Below are 19,754 nucleotides of genomic sequence, written 5' to 3' on the forward strand. Positions count from 1 at the left end.
GTTTTTTGACTGCGACATTGGTGGGGCTTAGCTTTCCGGGGAAGGCGCTGCGAGGGCCGGGGGCTGTCGATTCGCTGGGAGCGTTATGCAAGGCGCGGGGCGGCCGGGCTTATGTGCTGGGCGGCCGGACAGCGCTGGCCAAGACTAATGAGCGCCTGCTCGCCAGTTTGGCGCGGCATGGTGTTCAGGCGGCGGCGGTAGCGTGGTACGGCGGCGAATGCACGGAGGAGATCATCGGGCAGCGGGCCGCCGAAGCGGTCGCGGCCAGGGCGGAAGTGATCATCGCCGTCGGCGGCGGCAAGGCGCTCGACACCGGGAAGGCTGTGGCGGCGAAGTGCGGGCTGCCGGTGATTACCGTGCCGACGATCGCCGCAACCTGCGCAGCGGTTACGCCGCTCACAGTGCTGTATAACGACGCGGGCGCGTTTGTCCGCAATCTGTTCCTGGAGGATTGCCCGGCCGCGACCGTCGTGGATACGGCGATCCTCGTCGATGCGCCGCCTAGATGGCTGATTGCCGGGATGGGCGACACGCTGGCGAAGCTGTACGAGCTGAGGGCGGCGGCGGCGAAGCTGACGCCGACCAGCCTGACGATATCGGCGGTGGCGAACGGCCAGATATGCTACGATATTATCAGGCGGTTCGGCGCCGAGGCGCGCCGGTCGGCGGAAACGAAGACGCTCGGCGAAGCGTTTGCGTCGACGGTGGAGGCGATCGTACTGACAGCCGGCCTGTCGTCGATTTTCGGCGGCGACAAACTGCGCAACGCGGCGGCTCATGCCATTTACAACGGCTTTACGACCATACCGGCAACCCATGCGGTCGCCCACGGGGCGATTGTCGGCTACGGCAACCTGTGCCTGCTGGCCTTGGAAGAGCGCGGCGACGCGGAGCTTTTGGCCGAGATCGCGCTGGCCGAAAGCTGCGGCATCCCGGTTACCCTGGCGCAAATCGCCGACCTGACGGAGGAGCAGATGGCCGCAGCGGCTGCCGCTGCCGCGTGGGCGGCGGCGATGAAGTGTATGCCTTTCGATGTGAGCGCGGACATGGTCGTGGCCGCGATGCGGCGCGTGGACAGCCTGGCGATCCGGCCGGCAGGGCGATAAAGGAGAATAGGCTATGGACAAGAAGGGAACGCCGCAAGAGGCGCCGCTGTATATCAAGGTGAACCCGGCGGATAACGTGGCGATCATCGTCAACGAGGGAGGACTTACGGCTGGCGCCGTTTTTCCCTGCGGCCTCACGCTGCGGGAGGCGGTGCCTCAGGGGCACAAGGTGGCGCTGGCCGACCTGGCCGCAGGCGAGGCAATCGTGCGTTACGGCGAAGTGATCGGCTATGCGGCCGGCCCGGTGGCGAAAGGGAGCTGGGTCGACGAGTCGCTGGTAAAGCTGCCGGCGCCGCCAGAGCTGGGCGGTCTGCCGCTGGCGACGAAAGTGCCCGCGGCGGCGGCGGCCCTTGAAGGCTACACGTTCGCGGGGTACCGCAACGCCGACGGCAGCGTCGGCACGAAGAACATCCTGGGGATTTCGACAAGCGTGCAGTGCGTGGCCGGCGTGCTCGACCAGGCGGTGAAACGGATCAAAGCCGAGCTTTTGCCCCGCTACCCGCATGTCGACGATGTTGTGGCGCTCAACCACAGCTACGGCTGCGGCGTGGCGATCAACGCCCCGCAGGCGGTCATCCCCATCCGCACGCTGCAGAATCTCGCCCGCCACCCCAACTTCGGCGGCGAGTTGCTGGTGGTGGGCCTGGGCTGCGAGAAGCTGGCGCCCGAGCGTCTGACGCAGGGCGGCGGCTCGGCCGTTGTGCTGCAGGACCATCGCGGGTTCGCGAACATGGTTGAAGCCATCATGGCGGAGGCCGGGCAAAGGCTGTCGAGGCTCGACCGCCGGCGGCGGGTCGCCTGCCCGGCGAGCGACCTTGTCGTCGGCGTGCAGTGCGGCGGCAGCGATGCGTTCTCCGGCGTGACCGCCAATCCGGCGGTGGGGTTTGCGGCCGATCTGCTGGTGCGCGCCGGCGGGACGGTGTTGTTCTCAGAAGTAACCGAGGTCAGGGACGCCATCCATCTGCTGACGCCGCGCGCGGCAAACCCGGAAGTAGGCCGGGCGCTCATCCGCGAGATGAAATGGTATGACGAATACCTGGCCGCCGGCGAGGCCGACCGGAGCGCCAACCCGACGCCCGGCAACAAGAAGGGCGGGCTGGCCAACGTGGTCGAAAAGGCACTCGGCTCAATCGCCAAAGCAGGCAGCGGTCCGATCGACGGCGTGCTTGCCCCTGGCGACAAGGCGACCCGGAAGGGCTTGATTTTCGCCGCCACGCCAGCGAGCGATTTCGTTTGCGGCACACTGCAACTGGCGGCAGGCATGCACCTGCAGGTGTTCACCACCGGCCGGGGGACGCCGTACGGGCTGGCGATGGCCCCGGTCGTCAAGGTGGCGACGCGCGACTGGCTGGCGGAGCAGTGGCCCGATCTCATCGATATCAATGCAGGGCGGATCGCCACCGGCGAGGCGACGATCGAGGAAGTGGGCCATGAGATTTTTCGCTTCATCCTCGACGTGGCCAGCGGACGAAAGCAGACTTGGGCTGAGCGGTGGGAGCTCCATAACGCCCTTTGCCTGTTCAACCCCGCGCCGATCACCTGAAAGCCGCCAGCGGGAGCCGTTTTGTTAAGCTAGTTCTCCAATGCTCCGGTACAAATCGGAGCATCGTTTTTGCGGTGAATCGCCAGCGAGCCGATCATGGTCACTTCCTGCACGCAGACATCGTGGCAACCATAATCGGGAATGGGGTTGCTGGGCCGTTGGGCGTAAAAGCCCCTGGGAATACACTTCCCAGGGGCTTTGCTCCTTTGTCAGCTATCGCCGCCCTGCGCCGCCCGCCTTGGCGGTATTACGGCCACTGCGGCGCTGCCTGCCGGCCCTTATCGAGAAACAGGATCTGGTGGCCGAGGGCTTTGGCCTCATCCGGATCGTGGGTGACGAGGATAAACGGGATGCCCCACAGCTCCTGCATTCTTTTCAGTTCCGTCTGCAGTTCCAGGCGGGTGCCGCTGTCAAGCGACGACAGCGGTTCGTCGAGCAGCAGGATTTTCGGCTCGGCCATCAGCGCCCGCGCCAGGGCCACCCGCTGCTTCTCGCCGCCGGACAGCTGCCCCACGTAGCGGTCTGCGAGCTGCCCGATCTTGAGCAGCTCCATCAGCCGCCCGTACATTTGCGCCGCCTCCTGGTTACGCTTTTTGACGCCGTACCAAATGTTCTTTTTCACGTTCATATGGGGAAAAAGGGCGAACTCCTGAAACATATAGCCGACGTTGCGCTCCCGCGGCGGCACAAAGACGCCGGTTTCCGCGGCGTAGATCACCCGCCCGTCGTGGACGATGCTGCCGCCGTCCGGGCGGACAAGCCCGGCGATCGAGCGCAGCACGGTCGTCTTGCCGCTGCCCGACGGGCCGAACAGCACAAGCACGTTGCGTTCGACCGTAAACTTGACTTCGAGGGTAAAATCGGGAAGATTCTTCTTGATATCGACCGCCAGCATCACGACACCACCTTGGCCGATGCCGGCTTGCCCTTTGTCTTGGACCAACTGTTGAGCCAGAAAATCAGCGAAAAAGTGATGAGGCTGATTATCACCACATACAGGCCGGCCTGGGTAAGGTCGTTGGACTCGGCGGCAAAATATATCGCCAGCGGTATCGTCTGAGTCTTGCCGGGGATATTGCCCGCCACCATGATGGTCGCCCCGAATTCTCCCAGGGCGCGGGCGAACGACAGTATCAGGCCGGCGACGAGACCGGGCCAGGCCAGCGGCAGAGTCACCGTCCAGAACACGCGCCACTCGCCGGCGCCGAGCGTCCGCGCGGCGTCTTCGAGGTTGGTTTCGACGGCGAGAAAAGCAGCCTTGGTGCTCTGGTACATCAGCGGGAAAGCGACCACTGTGCCGGCGAGGATGGCGGCGTACGGCGTGAAAATGATCTGGGTGTGGAAATATTCGTCCAGCAGCCGACCCACCGGTCCCTGTTTGCCGATGAGGATGAGGAGCAGGAAGCCGGTGACGACCGGCGGCAGCACCAGCGGCATAGTAAAGAGCGCTTCCGCCGCCGCCTTGCCGGGGAAGTCGCAGCGCCGCATCAGGTGGGCGGCCAGTACACCGAAAATGGCGACAAACACTAGTGAGCAGAGAGCTACTTTGATTGACAGAATGACCGGCTGCCATTCAACCACGATGTTCACCACACTGTTATTTCTGCGTATTTATCACATTGAATCCGTATTTCTGAAAGCACTTTGCCGCGTCCGGTCCGGAGAGGTAATTGAGAAAGGCTTGAGTGTCCTGGGGCTGCTTGGTTCCTATCAGCACTGCGCCGGGGATCCTTAAGGCCGAGGGCCGCGGAAACGTTGAGTTCAATCCTCCCCCGCCTACTTGCTCATCGTAAAGCCGTGTTTCTCGAACACCGCCTTGGCCTCCGTCCCGACGAGATAGGCGAGAAATTCCTCCGCCGCCTTACCCTGCTTGGCGCCGCTCAGGATGGCGACCGGGTATAGGATCGACTGGTGCGAGCCTTCGGGGGCGGTGGCGGCGATTCTCACCTTGGCGCCGGGGGACGCGGCGTCGGTCTTATACACGATGCCAGCCTCGACATTGCCGGTCGCCACATAGGTCAACACGGTGCGCACATCCTTGGCGAACACCGCCTTATCCTTGACCCTGTCCCACAGGCCCAGCTTCTGGAGCACCTGCTGCCCGTATTGGCCGGCCGGCACGGTGGCCGTCTCGCCCATGCTGAATTTCTGCACCTTGGCGTTAGTTATGTCTTCAAATTTGCTCAGTCCGAGGGTCGAGTTCTCCGGCACCACCAGCACGAGCTTATTTTCTACAAGGTTCCTGCGGGTACCCTTGTTCACCAGGTTCTTGGCCTCAAGATCGTTCATCTGCTTGGGGGCGGCCGAGATAAAAATATCGGCCGGCGCGCCCTGCTCGATCTGCCTCTGCAGCGTCCCGGACGCGCCAAGGTTATAGACGAGCTTTACGGTGGGGTTCTTCTTCTGGTAGTTGGTCTGGATCTCGGTCAGCGCGTCCTTCATACTTACGGCGGCGGAGATATTAAGCTCCACCGGCTGGACGGCCGCAGCGGGCGGCGCCTGTTTCGCCCCGCCGCCGCAGCCCGCCGCCAGCAGGGCCGCCGCCAGCAGGCCGGCGATAATCGCTGATGTCCGTTTATTCATTGTGCTCTCCTCCTCATTGCCTGAACCTCGTCGGCTTCAGCCCCGTATCCAGGCAAGCGAACAGCTTAGAGCTTGTACCGAGCAGCATCATTATCTTCCCCCTTGATCAACCCGCAAAATTAAACAAACACAAACAAATTAAAACTAGCTCAAAAGCATTTAAAACATGTTCAACATCTAGTACAACCCTCGATAAACGCACCATTGCAAGGATAAACAAATATAACCAAACAAAAACTAACAAAATCTCTATGGTGTTATTATATATTTTGCAGTATGATTAACGCAAGAGGATTTGCCAATTATTGCATTGCGATATTGATTTAATGGGGTGAAGCGATGACCGATACGATCTCCTATACTCCCGAAGAAGTGGCCAATATCCTCAAAATCTCGCGCTTTACCGTGTACGAAATGATCAAGCGCGGCGACCTCACCGCCTACCGCATCGGCCGCAAGGTCCGTGTCGAAGCCCCCGACCTCGACAGCTATATCAAGAAATCGAAAAGCCTCTCGCCGGCGGCCCAGACGCAGGCCGCGCGGCCACACGACCCGGCCGCCCCGGCGCAGCCGGAGGGGCTGATCATCTGCGGTCAGGACGTCATCCTCGACATCTTAACCCGCCACCTGGAGAAAATGATGCCGTACGTCCGCTTCCTGCGCAACTACGCCGGCAGCATCGACGGCCTTATGGCCCTTTACCGCGGCACTGCCAACGCCGCCACCACCCACCTGTGGGACAGCGACAGCGACACCTACAACGTCCCCTATGTCAGGCGGCTGTTGCCGGGCCACCGCACGCTAATAATCAATCTGGCCTACCGGATGGAAGGCTTCTACGTTGCCAAGGGCAACCCCAAAGAAATACATGGCTGGCGCGATCTGACCAAACATGGCGTACGGTTCGTCAACCGCGAGCGCGGTTCGGGCGCCAGGGTGCTGCTCGACGAACAGCTGCGTTCCCTCGGCATCGACCAACGCGACATCGTCGGCTACAATCAGGAAGAGACCAGCCACCTGGCGGTGGCCAGCAGTGTTGGCCGGGGCGAAGCCGACGTCGGCCTCGGCATCGAAAAGACCGCCCTGCAGGTGCGGGAAATCGACTTCGTCCCCCTGCAGAAGGAACGGTACGACCTGGTCATCCGCCGCGAAGACGCGGATAAGCCCCATTTCCAGATTCTGCTGACAGTGTTGCGCTCGCCGGCCTTCCGCAACGAGGTCGCCGGCATGGGCGGCTACGACCTCAGCCGCACCGGAGAAATAATGGCTGAAACATAAAAGCTGCACCCGCCTCGATCAGGCGGGTGCAGCTTTTATATATGGCAATATCCTTATTTCATTACCATCATCGCGGTCGTCTTCCCAGAAAAAACCATGTCAGAAAAAGCGCACACTCTCATAGAATTTAGCGAAAGAGAGGGGGGACCGCCGTGCGTTGCTCCAGGACACTGGCCGACGCCATCCGTGTGGGGGCGACGTACGCCGGCACCGTCATCGGGGCCGGATTCGCCTCCGGCCAGGAAATCGTCCAGTTCTTCGCCAGCTTCGGCAAAGCCGGCCTTGCCGGCATCGCCGTCGCCACCCTCCTGTTCGCCTGGCTCGGCGGCCGGTTGCTCGAAATCGGCTACCGCCTCAAGGCCACCGCCTACCACCAGGCCATCTACCACGTATGCGGCCGCCGCGCCGCCCTTGTCCTCGACGTCCTCACCGCCCTCTTCCTGTTCGTCATGCTGTCCGTCATGATCGCCGGCATCGCCACCGTCGGCCGCGACTACCTCGGCCTGCCCTACTACCTTGGCCTCGCGGCCGCCGGAGCGGCCGTCGCCGTCACCGTACTCGGCGGCATCCGCGGCGTCGCCGTCGCCAACATGGCCATCGCGCCGCTCCTCATTCTCTGCATCGCCGCCGTCGGCCTTTACTCCCTCGCCTACCACGCCGCCGACCCGGGGCCCCTCGCGGCGCCGCCCGCCCCCGCCAGCCAATCCGCCCCCCACTGGCTGCTCGCCACCCTCATCTACGTCTCATACAACCTCATGGTCGGCGCCACCGTGCTCGTCCCGCTCGGCGGCACCGTGGCCCGCTACGCCGCCCGTGCCGTCGGCGGGGCGCTCGGCGGCCTCATCCTCGGCGGTCTGGCGGCGTTCCTCACCCTCGTCGTCATGCTCCACCACCCTGTCAGCCTCACCCAGGAAGTGCCCATCCTCGAAATCGCCAGCCGCCAGCACCCCCTCGCCAGCATAATCTACACCGCCATATTGCTCGCGGCAATGTACACCACCGCCCTCGCCAGCCTCTACGGCTGTGCCGGCAAAGCGGCGGCGGCGACGGGCCTCCACCCGGCCGTAGCCGTAGTGCTGGTCGCCGTCGCCGCCGTCATATGCGGTCAATTCGGTTTTGCCAAACTTATCAAAGTGCTCTTCCCTGTGTTCGGCTACGCGACGCTGTGGTTCACGGCGCGGCTTGCCTGGCTTTCGCTTCGAGATAGCCGATGGCGCTGAGCACCGCCACCAGGCCCTCGCCGGTAGCCTTCGCGATCTGCCAGGGCTTGCCCGTGCAGTCGCCGGCGGCGAACACACCGGGAATGCTTGTCGACATATCCCTGTTAACCTTTATAACCTCGCCGTCCAGCTCGATGCCGGGGAGCACATTCTCCACCGGATCCGACTGGCGGAGGATGAACACGCCGTCGACATCCAGCGTCCCCTGCTCGGTCGCAAGCGACTCCACCTGAGTGTCGCCCTTGATCGCCCGCGGCTTGTCGCTCACCACCTTCACATTGTCCAAAAAGCGCGGCAGCTCGCCCTTATACTGCGGCAGATAATAAACCTGGCGGCACAGCTCGCCGAGATACGTCGCCTCATGCTCGCCCTCCGTCGTATAAGAAATCACCGCCACATTCTTATCCTTGTAAAACATCGCGTCGCAAGTCGCGCAATAGCTCACCCCGCGGCCGAGGAAATCCTTCTCGCCGGCGAACAGCACCGTCGCCACCACGCCGGTCGCCAGAATGATCGCCCGCGCCTCGTAAGTGGCCGCAGGCGTCAGCAGCGTAAACACCTCGCCGGGGTAGATATTAAGGACCTTCTCCTTGATAAGGGTTGGCTCGTGGGCCAGACAATGGGCGGACATCTGCTGCATCAGGCCTTTGCCGGTGATCTGAGGCAAGCCGGGATAATTGTCCACCAGATGAGCCTTCTGCAGCTTCTGGCTGAAATCGAGATGCTCGAACAAGGCCACGCTCTTGTTGCGGATGCGCCCGGTCAGCGCGGCCGACAGGCCTGCCGGCCCGCCGCCGATCACGGCGATATCGAATACTTTCTCGGCCATTTTAAATACCTCCTTCGGAACAAGGGGTGACGGCATGTATAACCATATGCTCACCAAAATAGCCTGTGGCGCCGTATTCCGGATGGCGTTCGCGGCCGGCGTCTGCATCGGCGGAATTTGCGGCGTCGCGCTTGGTATCCTTGAGCGCAGCGCCGTCGGCATCTTCGGCGGCGCCTTCCTCGGTCTGGCGGTCGGCCTTGGCGCAGGAGCCCTTGCCTTCGCCGGCGCGGTCGTCTTCAACCTGCTTGTCCCATATCTTGGCGGCGTCGCGGTGTGGCTCGATCCCGTCCCCGCAGTCCCGCCGGACCCCGCCGAACCTCCCGGACAACAGCCTGCCGATTAGCCCAAGTCCTCGGCCACCTTCTTCAGCCGCTCGCGGATGGGCAAATCGTAAGGGCAACGCTTCTCGCACGCCCCGCACTGGGTGCAGGCCGACGCCTTCACCGGCACCCCCGCGTAGCGGCCGGGGATGGCGGTCTTCATGTTATAGCGCGTGTACTGCAGATGGAAAATAAACAACTGCGGGATATCGATGCCGACGGTGCAAGGCATACAGTAGCCGCAGCGGCGGCAGAAATTGGCGCCGATCTCGGCGGCCAGGCGACCCAGCTCCTCGCGTTCCGCGGCGGTCAGCGGCCGGAAATTCTTCAGCGCGGCCAGATTCTCCTCGACATGCTTTACCTCGTCCATGCCGGGGATCGCGGTCGTGATGTCGTGCTCCAGGATGTACCTGAGGGCCAGGTCCGGTTTGTCGATCTGACCGCCGCCCAGCGGCTTCATCACGATAATGCCGATATTCTCCTTCCTCGCCAGGGGAAAGAGCTCCTCCTCCGCCTTGGACTCGATACAGTTGAACGGTGCCTGCACAGTGCTGAACCGGCCGGTCCTGAGGCTCTCGGTAAGCAACTCCATGCTGTGGCCGGTGATGCCGATATGGCCGATCTTGCCGGCCGCCTGCGCCTCCTGCAGCGCCTCGAGCGCGCCGCCGGGCCCCATAACCTTATCGAGATCGGGGCGGTTTTTAACATTGTGGACTTGATAAAGATCGATATAATCCGTCTTCATGGTCGCCAGGCTTATATCGATATCCCTGGCCATGCTCGCCCGGTCGCGGGCCATGCTCTTGGTAGCCAGATAATACTCCCGCCGCCGGGACGAAACGTGGCAGCCGATCTTCTCCTCGCTGTCGGTATAGGCGCGGGCCGTATCGATAAAATTAATCCCCGCGTCCAGAGCCGCGTTAAGCACCGGACCAGCCTCAGCCAGCGTGCAGCGCTGCATGGGCAGGCCGCCGAAAGCGATGGCGGTCACTTCCAGGCCGGTGCGGCCGAGAATTCTTTTTTCCAAAATTATCACCCCTTCCCGATTTTATTTCGGTCTGCGGCCCGGACAATCCTCCCCCGGTGCCATCGGTTTTCTTAATGGCCTTGCACCGGAGTCTTGCCAATGCTAGCTTTATATGGGCGGAAGAAAATTATGCACAGACCGCCGCCGGCCTGGCCGCAAAAAAGACAACCCGTGCGTTGCGCACGGGCTGTAGGCGTCAATTTGGCTGTAAAAGCTTCACGAACAACGCCACCAGGCTGGCGTCGAACTGGCGGCCGGCGCAGCGGACAAGCTCGCTCACCGCGTCGGTGTGCGTCATCGCCTTGCGATAGGGGCGGTCGTTAGTCATCGCGTCATACGCGTCCACAATGCCGAGAATGCGGCAGGGGAGGGGGATATCCTCGCCGGCCAGGCCGAGCGGGTAGCCCTCGCCGTTCCACCATTCCTGGTGCTTCAAAATCCAGTCGGCGATCGGCTCCAGCTCCGGGGAAGCCAAAGCGATACGGTAGCCGATCTCCGAGTGCCGCTTCATCACCTCGAACTCCTCGGCGGTCAGCCGGCCGGGCTTGAAAAGGATATGATCGGGGATGCCGACCTTGCCGATATCGTGGAACCGGCCAAGCAGCCGCAGGTCGGGCAGCTCGCTGTTGGGCAGCCCCACGGCTACGGCCAGCCGCTCCATCAGCTCCTGGAGGCGGTCGGCGTGGCCGTCGGTCACGAAATCCCTCGCCTCGAGAGCCTGGGCGAGAGTGGCGACAATGGCGCTGTGGCCGCTCTGCTTGCTGTGGAGTTTCTCGCGGTACATATTGCGATCGGCCGTCTTGAAGGTGTCGGCCAGCGTCTCGTCGACGCAGAAACGGAGGGCGCGGCCGAGCGATATGGAGAGCGGCGTCCGGGTCGATTCACGATAGGCGGCGACCGCCTGCTGGATTCGGTCGCAGGCCTTCTTCACCGCGGCCGCGTCACTGTTGGCCATAATCACCCCAAACTCGCCGCCGCCGATGCGGGCCACCACGTCGCCGTCGCCGAAGCAGCCGGCAATCATCTCCGCCGCGGTGACGATCAGCTTATCGCCGGTGTCGTGGCCGAGAGTGTCGTTGATGAACTTCAGGCCGTCAATATCGCCGACAATCACCCCTACCGGCAGGAACCGCCCGTCGTTCAGCCGCCGCAGCTCGGTCTCAAAGAACGCGCGGTTGCTAAGCCCGGTGGCCTGGTCGGTCAGGCTCATCTTTTTCAGCTCGCGCTCCATCTCGCGGCGCTCGGTAATATCGCGGACGATCGCGATAACCTCGTCGTCGGCTGAGGCCACGAGGCGCATCTCCCGATACAGCAGCCTGCCTTCCGGGGCTACGATCTCATAGTCGAACTCATGGACGGACCGCGTCCTGACAGCCTCAGCTATGCCGAAAGTCATCTTCTCGCCAAGATACGGCGGGGTGAACTCGCGGAGGTGCTTGCCGATATAGTCGTCCAGCGGGGCGACCGACTCGATGCTGCCGCCCTGTTTGAATTCCAGCAGGAACCCGTCCGGGCTAAGGCGGAGAATAATATCCGGCAGCGCGTCCAGGACAGCCTGGGTACGGGCCCGCTGCAGCTCCAGGTCGGCCTCCATAAGCGCGCGCTCCGTCAGCTCCTCCCGCAGCGAGCGGTTGAGGCGGGCGTTCGCAAGGGTGATCGAAGCCAGCTCGGCAAAGCTGGCGAGCAGATCCCGGGCGTGTTCGTCCAGCTCGCGGTGGTCGAAATAATTCACGCCGAACACCCCTGCCACCTCGCCGCCGACGATCAGCGGAAAACCGGTCGAGGTCCGGATGATGTCGAAGCCCTTGTCGCCCATCCGGCTGTCCCACTTGTCATAGTCATGAATGACGAGCGGCATACCGGAGTTCCATACCTGGCCGACCACACCCTCGCCGCGGCGCTGGCGAAAGCCTATCTCCCGGATGGCGGTGCCGATCACCACTTTCAGCTCCATCGTCTGGCCGTCGTCGTCCAGAGTGTAAAGGTAAGCGTGCGAAGACTCCCCCAGCGTGGCGGCCTTCTCGACGATCAGGCGCAGCAGGGCGTCCACATCGCGCTCGTGCATAAGAGAAAAAGCCGTCTCCCGCAACATCAGGAGACACTCGTTCTGGCGGCGGATCTTGTCCTGGCTCGCCACGATCTCGGTGAACTGCTGGCGCAGTTCCTCCTCCGCGGCGGTAAGTTCCTCGTTCGTCTGGGTGAGCGTTTCGTTGCGCTCTTGCAGATCCCTTTCCGCGCGGACGATCGAATCGAGGTTCTTGCGGATGACCCAAAAAAGCAGGACTGCCGTAGCGGCGACAAAAAACCAGCCCTTGGCGACCTGCAGGGCGGTGATGGTAGCCGGATCCCGAGCGACCGAAAACAGAACAGTGTCCGAAAACACAATCCATAAACCGGCGATTACAGCATACGAAAAAGCGACTCTGGCGGCAATCAGGAAAGCATTCGTTCTCATCAGGGTGCCTCCCCATCCGACTGGAGCGGACAATTATGCTATTTTTCAAAAAAATTCGACGTAGTGGTGGATTGTTCCTGTTTTTTGGCGCGTTTAGGGCAAAAATCGGGAGGCAAAATTGCTTTGCCTCCCGATTGTCAAAACAGGGCGTAATCTACGCAGTCCCGCGCAGGCTTACCGGCAGCCGGTCAGATGCACCGCCATCGCATCCCGCAGCTTCGGCTCGAACCACGTCGACTTCGGCGGCATGATCGCGCCGCGGTCGGCAATCGCCATCAGCTCCGCCACCGAAGTGGGGAAGAGGGAGAAGGCCACGGCGTACCTACCGCCGTCCACCAGCCGCTCCAGCTCGGCCATGCCGCGGATGCCGCCGACGAAATTGATCCGCTTGTCGGTGCGGGGGTCGCCCACCTTCAGCAGCGGCGCCAGCAGATTATCCTGGAGAATGCTGACATCCAGCGAAGCCACCGGGTCGGAGCCGCCGAAGCTCCCCGGCCGGGCGGTCAGCCGGTACCAGCGGCCGCCGAGGTACATGCCGAACGTATGGGCCGCGGTCGGCTTCAAGGCGCCGGCGGGGTGCTCCTCGACGGCGAACTTCTCTTGGGCGGCGGCCAGAAACCCGTCCGGCGTAAAGCCGGCAAGATCGGCCACCACGCGGTTGTAATCCATTATCCGCACTTGCTCGTGGGGGAAGATCACCACCAGGAAGCGGTTATAAGCCTCGTCCCCCGTATGGCCGGGGTTCGCGGCCCGGCACCTCTCCCGCACCCGCGCCGCCGCCGCCGAACGGTGGTGGCCGTCGGCGATATACAAGGCCGGCACCGCGCGGAACGCCTCTTCGAGAGCGGCGATATCGGCCGCCCCGTCCACCACGTACAGCGTGTGGCTTATCCCGTCCGCGGCGGTGAAATCATACACCGGCGGCTTCCGGCGGCAGCGCTCGATCAGCGCGTCGATGCCCCGGTCGGCCCGGTAAGTCAGGAACACCGCCCCTGTCTGGGCGCCCGTCGCGGCGATATGGTTCACCCGGTCGAGCTCCTTGTCGGGACGGGTGAATTCGTGCTTCTTGATGATACCCTGCTCATACTCGTCGACCGACGCCGCGGCCACCAGGCCGACCTGGGTATGGTCGCCCATCTTCTGCCTGTAGATATAAAAGCAGGGAGCGGGATCCTGCCGCAGGTACCCCTTGGCGGCGAAATCGTCCAGCGTAGCGCGCGCCTGGGCATACACCGCCGGCGAATAATGATCGACATCGGCCGGCAGATCGACCTCCGCCTTCGTCACCCGCAGGAAGCTGTAAGGGTTGTCGGCCGTTATCCGCCGCGCCTCCTCGGAATCCATCACATCATAGGGCAGAGCGGCGATGCTGGCGGCCAGTTCGGGGGCCGGCCGCAGGCCGCGGAACGGTTTTACTGTTGCCATCGGGACCTTCCTTTCGTTCAGCCGAGGTTGAAATTGACCAGTTTGGCGCCGAGGATACCGTCCACCGCCTTGATCTTCAGCATAACCGGCGTCGGCAGATCGGCCTCGACCGTCATAACCATAATGCTCGTGCCGGCGGTCGCGGTGCGGCCCACCTGCATGCCGGCGATATTGATGCCGCTTTCGCCGAGGATCGTGCCCACCTTGCCGATGATCCCCGGCTTATCGATATGCGGACCGATCAGCAGCCAGCCTGTCGGGTCGACATCCACCCGGTAGCCGTCGATCATCACGATGCGGGCCTCCTCCTTGCCGAACAGCGTGCCGGCCACCATATGGGCGCCCTTATCCGTGCGGATGCGGACGGTAAGAAGATTGGCGAAGTTAGCCGTCTCCTTGCTCTTGATCTCCTTCGCCTTTATGCCGCGCGCCTTGGCTACGCCGGGAGCGTTGACGTAATTCACCGTCTCCTGGAGGATGGGGCCGAGCAGGCCCTTCAGCACGGCCGTCGTAAGCATGCGGGTATCCACCTCGCTGATCTGGCCGTTATACTCCACCTCGACCGTCTCGATGCGCCCGTCGGCCAGATGGACGGCCAGGCAGCCCATCTTCTCGGCCACACCCAGGTACGGCTTGATAACCTTCATCACATGCGCCGGCACGGGGGCAATGTTGACCGCCGTCGTCACAGGCTCGCCGCGCAGGGCGACAAGAATGCCCTCCGCCACATCCACCGCCACGCCCACCTGAGCCTCGGCCGTCGAAGCGCCCAAATGCGGGGTAAGCACCACCTTGTCGACGCCGAGCAGCGGGTTGGCGGCGTCAATCGGTTCCTTCTCGAAAACGTCGATAGCCGCGCCGGCCACGATCCCCTCATTGATTGCCGCGGCCAACGCCGCCTCGTCGATCACCCCGCCGCGGGCGCAGTTGACGATCCGCACCCCCGGCTTGACCTTCTTGAACCGCTCCTTGTCGAACAGCCCCTTCGTATCGGCGGTCAGCGGCAGGTGCAGCGTGATAAAATCGGCGCCGGCCAGCACCTCGTCGAGCTCCACGAGATCGATATCGAGAGTCCGGGCGTGTTCGGCGCTGATAAACGGGTCATACGCCAGCACCTTCATCTCCATCGCCAGCGCCCGTTTGGCCACGCCGGTGCCGATGCGGCCGAGACCGAGCACACCGAGCGTCTTGCCCCGCATCTCCACGCCCACGAACTTGCCCCGCTGCCACTCGCCGCTTTTCACCGACTGATGGGCCTGGGGGATGTTACGGGCCAGGGAAAGCATCATCGCCATCGTGTGCTCGGTCGCGGCGATCGTATTCCCCTCCGGGGCGTTCAGCACGATAATGCCCTTCTTCGTCGCCGCCTCCACATCGATATTATCCACGCCTACGCCGGCCCGGCCGATGACCTTGAGACTATCGGCCGCCTCGATAACGGCTTTTGTGACCTTAGTCTCGCTGCGCACAACCAGCGCGTCGTAGCCGGGGATAAGAGCGACAAGCTCCTCGGCCGCCAGCTTCAGTTTCACATCCACCTCGTGCTCTTTGCGCAGGATCGCTACACCCTTATCGGATACCGGGTCGGATACGAGTATTTTCATGTGTATTCCCTCCAGAAAAATATTCTTGGTTATAAAAAAACCGCCCCAAAATTGGGGCGGGATTTTCCCGCGGTGCCACCCAGCTTAAGCCGACGCCGTGATCCGGCTAACAAAAAACCCTCATCCCGCCAGGGACGAGAGGAATTCCCGCGTTGCCACCCACATTGCCATACAGCCAACTTATGCCGCTTTATCGGGCGGCGCCCGTCATGATTCTTCACCAGCCGCTCCGGGGCGGAACCGCCTGCCCGGCCACCGGCTCGCACCATCCGCCGGCTCTCTGTAGGCACACAACACTTGGCTTCCCTTTCAACGCGTTGCCGTATAAATTTAGTTTTGATTATAGTCCATCCCTCCGGCAAAGTCAAGTGTATTTTGGACGAAAACATTTGTCGCGAAAGAAAGAAAAATTTTCCCCGCCGCGCGACATAGCGGCCGCTTTTGGCAGGAATACGGCCAGCGCCGCCCAGAATACTTATTTAACGCCAAAAAAGGAGGAATGACCATGGATAAGGACCGCATCAAAGAATACCGCGACCTCTTCGCGAAAAAGGCCCGGGAAATGTGGGACGACCTCGGCGACGAAGTGAAATGGGCCAAGGAAGTCACCGAAATCCGCCTGCAAATGGAATTTCTCGAGACCAAGCAGGACCGGCTGTTCAAGGAATACGGCAAAACCGTCTTCCTGACCGGCCAGTGCGAAGGCCCGGCCGTCGACTCCCTCCTCAAGGAGATCGGCGTCCTCGAAAACGAGCTCCAGAAGAAATACCTCGCCCTTCAGAAACTCAAAGCCGACGCGTAAGAACAATTAAGGGCCGGACTAATTAGTCCGGCCCTTAATTGTTCCACGGCAGTCATAAATCACCTCAGCGCAACATCCAAAAAAACGGCCGCCAGCATCACCACGCTCAGGCTTCCGTTCAGACTGAAAAACGCCACCCCGGCGCGGGAAAGATCGGCCGGGCTTATCAGGCGATGCTGCCAAAAAAGCAGCAGGGCGGCGACGGCCACTCCCAGCCAGTAGAAAAGCCCGAGGCCGAGCATATGGCCGAAGAGGGCGAACAGCCCGGCGGCGAACAAGTGAAGAACCTTCGCCAGCCGCAGCCCGGCGGCGATCCCGAAGCGCGCCGGGACGGAGTAAATACCGGCCGTGCGGTCAAAGTCATAATCGTTGCACGCGTAAATAATATCGAACCCCGCCACCCACACCATCACCGCCGCAGCCAGCGTCAGCGCCGCGGCATCCACCGCGCCGGTAATCGCCACCCAGGCCCCCAGCGGCGCGAGAGCCAGCGTGCCGCCGAGAAAAAGATGGCACAGCCACGTGAACCGTTTGGTATACGAATAAAAAGTGAGCGCAACCAGCACCACCGGGAAAAGCCGGAAAGCCAGCTCGCTGAGATTATAAGCCGCCACCGCCAGCAGCAGCAGCGACAGGACAGTATACAGCCACACCGTCCCCAGCGGCAGCAGGCCGCGGGGCAGGGCCCGCGCCGCCGTGCGGGGGTTGGCGGCGTCGATATGGCGGTCGATAATGCGGTTGAGCGACATCGCGGCCGTCCGGGCGCCGATCATCGCCAGCGTTATCCATACAAAATCGTGAACACTCGGCAGCCGCAGCTCCGCGAGCAGTGCGCCGATATAAGCGAACGGCAGCGCGAAAACGGTATGCTCGAACTTGATCATTTCCAGGAAAACAGCCAGCTTCCCCAGGCGCACGCACTCTCCCCCCTATTTTCTGCCCGTATGGACGGCGACGATGCCGCCCGTCAGCTCGTGATAAACGGCTTCCTTAAGACCGACCGCCCGGAAAATCTCGCGGACCTCGGCCTGATGGGGGAAACGCCGCAGCGACTCGGGCAGCCAGCGGTACGGACCGTCCACGCCGACCCCAGCCTTGCCCAGCAAGGGGAGAAGCTGTTCGAAATACAGATAATAAAGCTGTTTGAACACCGGCGCGCCCGGCTTGGCCAGCTCCAGCGAAACCACCATGCCGCCCGGCCGCACCACCCGCCGCATCTCCGCCAGCACGGCGGCGATATCCGGCACATTGCGCAGCGCAAAGCCGATCGTGGCGCAGTCAAAACTGTCGTCAGGAAAAGGCAGCGCCATCGCGTTGCCCTCCACCAGCTCGACAGACCGGCCGAAGGGGCTGGCCGCGACATTGCCCGCGGCCACCTCCAGCATCTCGCGGCAAAAATCCAGGCCCGTCACCCGTCCGTCCGGTCCCGCTACCCTGGCGAGCTCCAGAGAAAGGAGGCCTGTCCCGCAGCACACATCGAGCGCCCGCCCCCCCGCCGCCAGACCCGTCCTGGCGACCGCGAACCGCCGCCAGTACTTGTCGCGGTTGAAGCTCAGCAGCGTATTCATCAGATCGTACCGGCGGGCAATCGCGGCAAACACGCCGTGAACATATTTTTCCTTCGCGGTGCTAAAATCGGCCACAGATCATACTCCCCTAGTAACAAGCTATAATCATTATACTGCCGAGTCCCGGAGCAAGCCAGACGGAAAATTTTTATATCCTTATCTCCCCGCGCCAGGAAACGCGCCCTGCGGGCAGAATATAACTGAATAAACGGCGCGCAGCAGGCGTATTCAGCCAGCGGGCCGCCGACAAGGAGGTTTTGTCATGAAAGAAATCAGCTTTAGCGACCAGGCGAACAAAGCCATGGAAGTGCTCAGCCAGGGCGCCTTCCTCACCGCCGGCGACAGCGGCCAAAACAACGTCATGACCATCGCCTGGGGCGGCATAGGCTTCATGTGGGGCAAACCCGTCTTCACCGTAATGGTGCGGCCGTCCCGCCACACCCACAAATTCATGGCCGGCGGCGAATTCACCGTCAGCCTGCCGCTCGCCGGCATGAAAGACGCCCTTGCCCTCTGCGGCAGCAAATCGGGGCGGGATATCGACAAAGTCAAGGCGGCCGGCCTCACCCTCCGGGCAGGCAGCAAGGTCGCCACGCCGGTCGTCGACGGCTGCGGCCTCTACTACGAATGCCGGGTCGCCTACCAGTACGACATGGTTCCCGGCCAGCTCGACAAGAACTTCAACGCCCAGTGGTACAAGGACGGCGACCATCATACCGTATACGTCGGCGAAATCGTCGCCGCCTACACCGATTAACACGGCCGTTGATAAGCGCCCATCTGCGTTGTTAGCCCTCCGGGCGCTTGCTAGCGTACGTTCCGAGTACGCGTCGCTTCGCGTCCTCGGGCTGCCTAGCATCTGGGCGCTTCTAAACGGCCTTAGCCCGGTGTTCCTTTAGCGCCGCGTCAAAAAAGCGAGTCTCTTCAGACTCGCTTTTCTCGTTTCACTCAGCCTTCGTTTTCCGGCTCCGCGGCTTTCGCCTGCTTGCGCTGCTGCTGCTTCCAGTAGCCGAAGCCGACTACTCCGACGGTGATCACCGTCGGCACAAGCCAGTGGGGCGTGTAGGCGACGACATGGGGGCCGATCATGGGGTCGGCGTTGATCATCTCCCCCGCCGTCCAGGCGATGAGCGCGGCGCCGATATAAACGATGATCGGGAACCTGTCCATAAGCAAGACAAGAATCTTGCTGCCGAAAATAATCAGCGGGATGCTCAGCGCCAGGCCGACGCCGAGCAGGAGATAATCGCCGTTCGCGATCGCCGCGATCGCCAGCGTATTATCGAGACTCATCACAATGTCGGCGATGATGATCGTCTTCACCGCCGCCCAGAGATTGTCGGAAGCGTTGATATTGTCGCAGTGGCTGTCTTCAACGAGGAGCTTGGCGGCGATCCAGACGAGCAGCAGGCCGCCGGCGAATTGGAGATAAGGAATCTGCAGCAAGACAACCGCAACGATAGTGAGGATGATCCTAAGCCCTATCGCCCCGGCACTGCCCCACAGGATGGCCATCTTCTGCTGCTTGGACGGCAGGCAGCGGCTTGCCATGGCTATGACTACCGCGTTGTCGCCGCTGAGAACGATGTTTACCATCATGATTTTGGATAGTGCGACTAAGAACTCCATTTTTTGACTCCTTGTTCTAAAATTTCCCTTTGACAGCCTCCTAAATTGTTTTCCGTAGGAAACGGTTACATTCAACTTATCATCGGATTCGCTCACTGTCAAGAGTGCGGCTTCACTTTAAAAACCTTATTAATTCACCCCGCCGGCAGCCGCAAAAAAACAGCCGGCCCGCGGTCTGTTTCGAGCCGCGGGCCGGCGTTATCCTTGCATCATGGCGCAGTTTATACAGCCATCTCCTTCACGTCCGGCGCGACGGTAAAGGCAGCTGCGGTAGCGGCCCTGACCTCCTCGACGGTGACGCCGGGGGCGGTCTCGGTCAGCACCAGGCCCCGCTTGTCGCGGATGAAAACAGCCAGATTGGTCAC

Annotated in this window: 19 protein-coding genes; 7 read left to right on the plus strand and 12 right to left on the minus strand. The window is 62.2% G+C overall.

The genetic code is table 11. The annotated features are described in order from the left end of the window. The first annotated feature begins 5 nt into the window (after positions 1–5). Entirely contained in the window at positions 6–1,106 is a 1,101-nt protein-coding gene (locus RIN56_16390) for an iron-containing alcohol dehydrogenase family protein (GenBank protein ID MDR7868379.1), read from the plus strand. Between the two features lie 13 nt (positions 1,107–1,119). After that, complete coding sequence (gene garD / locus RIN56_16395; GenBank protein MDR7868380.1) at positions 1,120–2,649, plus strand: galactarate dehydratase; 1,530 nt, start codon at positions 1,120–1,122, stop codon at positions 2,647–2,649. A gap of 247 nt (positions 2,650–2,896) precedes the next feature. On the opposite strand, the gene RIN56_16400 is transcribed toward garD, so the two are convergent. The 4 genes from RIN56_16400 to modA are packed head-to-tail and all read right to left on the minus strand — an operon-like array spanning position 2,897 to position 5,232. After that, positions 2,897–3,544 carry an ATP-binding cassette domain-containing protein gene (locus tag RIN56_16400; protein MDR7868381.1) on the minus strand — a complete coding sequence of 216 codons (648 nt, stop codon included), beginning with the start codon at positions 3,542–3,544 and terminating at the stop codon, positions 2,897–2,899. Further along, entirely contained in the window at positions 3,544–4,239 is a 696-nt protein-coding gene (gene modB / locus RIN56_16405) for a molybdate ABC transporter permease subunit (GenBank protein MDR7868382.1), read from the minus strand. The genes RIN56_16400 and modB overlap by 1 nt, the downstream gene beginning before the upstream one ends. 7 nt (positions 4,240–4,246) lie before the next feature. Continuing rightward, the gene (locus RIN56_16410) at positions 4,247–4,414 is read right to left on the minus strand and encodes a substrate-binding domain-containing protein (protein ID MDR7868383.1); all 168 of its coding nucleotides are present in this window, start codon (positions 4,412–4,414) and stop codon (positions 4,247–4,249) included. A gap of 11 nt (positions 4,415–4,425) precedes the next feature. Further along, a complete protein-coding gene (gene modA / locus RIN56_16415) occupies positions 4,426–5,232 on the minus strand; it encodes a molybdate ABC transporter substrate-binding protein (GenBank protein ID MDR7868384.1) in 807 nt (268 codons plus the stop codon). Between the two features lie 339 nt (positions 5,233–5,571). Between modA and RIN56_16420 the strand changes: the two genes are divergently transcribed. Then, on the plus strand, positions 5,572–6,510 hold the full coding sequence (locus RIN56_16420; GenBank protein ID MDR7868385.1) for a helix-turn-helix transcriptional regulator: 939 nt from the start codon (positions 5,572–5,574) through the stop codon (positions 6,508–6,510). A 152-nt stretch (positions 6,511–6,662) separates the two neighbouring features. After that, complete coding sequence (locus RIN56_16425; GenBank protein MDR7868386.1) at positions 6,663–7,730, plus strand: hypothetical protein; 1,068 nt, start codon at positions 6,663–6,665, stop codon at positions 7,728–7,730. Here the strand turns inward: RIN56_16425 and RIN56_16430 are convergent. Then, positions 7,681–8,559, minus strand: coding sequence for an NAD(P)/FAD-dependent oxidoreductase (locus RIN56_16430; protein MDR7868387.1), 879 nt, complete (start codon positions 8,557–8,559; stop codon positions 7,681–7,683). The genes RIN56_16425 and RIN56_16430 overlap by 50 nt on opposite strands. 34 nt (positions 8,560–8,593) lie before the next feature. Between RIN56_16430 and RIN56_16435 the strand changes: the two genes are divergently transcribed. Next, positions 8,594–8,902 (plus strand): hypothetical protein, encoded by a 309-nt coding sequence (locus RIN56_16435; protein MDR7868388.1) that lies wholly within the window; start codon positions 8,594–8,596, stop codon positions 8,900–8,902. Here RIN56_16435 and RIN56_16440 read toward each other — a convergent pair. The 4 genes from RIN56_16440 to serA all read right to left on the minus strand — a co-directional run bounded on the left by RIN56_16440 (position 8,899) and on the right by serA (position 15,390). After that, a complete protein-coding gene (locus RIN56_16440; GenBank protein MDR7868389.1) occupies positions 8,899–9,906 on the minus strand; it encodes an aldo/keto reductase in 1,008 nt (335 codons plus the stop codon). The two genes, RIN56_16435 and RIN56_16440, sit on opposite strands and share 4 nt — an antisense overlap. 196 nt (positions 9,907–10,102) lie before the next feature. Further along, the gene (locus tag RIN56_16445) at positions 10,103–12,361 is read right to left on the minus strand and encodes a diguanylate cyclase (GenBank protein ID MDR7868390.1); all 2,259 of its coding nucleotides are present in this window, start codon (positions 12,359–12,361) and stop codon (positions 10,103–10,105) included. Between the two features lie 174 nt (positions 12,362–12,535). Next, positions 12,536–13,786, minus strand: coding sequence for a DUF1015 family protein (locus tag RIN56_16450; protein MDR7868391.1), 1,251 nt, complete (start codon positions 13,784–13,786; stop codon positions 12,536–12,538). Between the two features lie 17 nt (positions 13,787–13,803). Beyond that, positions 13,804–15,390: a phosphoglycerate dehydrogenase gene (gene serA, locus RIN56_16455; protein MDR7868392.1), complete on the minus strand. Its 1,587-nt coding sequence runs from the start codon at positions 15,388–15,390 to the stop codon at positions 13,804–13,806. A gap of 505 nt (positions 15,391–15,895) precedes the next feature. Between serA and RIN56_16460 the strand changes: the two genes are divergently transcribed. Next, a complete protein-coding gene (locus RIN56_16460) occupies positions 15,896–16,192 on the plus strand; it encodes a hypothetical protein (protein MDR7868393.1) in 297 nt (98 codons plus the stop codon). Positions 16,193–16,251: 59 nt separating this feature from the next. On the opposite strand, the gene RIN56_16465 is transcribed toward RIN56_16460, so the two are convergent. Together RIN56_16465 and RIN56_16470 are read right to left on the minus strand one after the other, a co-directional pair. Continuing rightward, positions 16,252–17,109: a UbiA-like polyprenyltransferase gene (locus RIN56_16465; protein ID MDR7868394.1), complete on the minus strand. Its 858-nt coding sequence runs from the start codon at positions 17,107–17,109 to the stop codon at positions 16,252–16,254. A 12-nt stretch (positions 17,110–17,121) separates the two neighbouring features. Beyond that, positions 17,122–17,835, minus strand: coding sequence for a demethylmenaquinone methyltransferase (locus RIN56_16470; protein ID MDR7868395.1), 714 nt, complete (start codon positions 17,833–17,835; stop codon positions 17,122–17,124). Positions 17,836–18,022: 187 nt separating this feature from the next. Between RIN56_16470 and RIN56_16475 the strand changes: the two genes are divergently transcribed. Continuing rightward, positions 18,023–18,517, plus strand: coding sequence for a flavin reductase family protein (locus RIN56_16475; GenBank protein MDR7868396.1), 495 nt, complete (start codon positions 18,023–18,025; stop codon positions 18,515–18,517). Between the two features lie 191 nt (positions 18,518–18,708). Here RIN56_16475 and RIN56_16480 read toward each other — a convergent pair whose 3' ends face one another. Beyond that, on the minus strand, positions 18,709–19,389 hold the full coding sequence (locus tag RIN56_16480) for a TerC family protein (protein ID MDR7868397.1): 681 nt from the start codon (positions 19,387–19,389) through the stop codon (positions 18,709–18,711). Between the last annotated feature and the right edge of the window lie 365 nt (positions 19,390–19,754).

This window comes from Sporomusaceae bacterium (assembly GCA_031460455.1).
GTDB lineage: Bacteria > Bacillota > Negativicutes > Sporomusales > UBA7701 > Anaeroselena.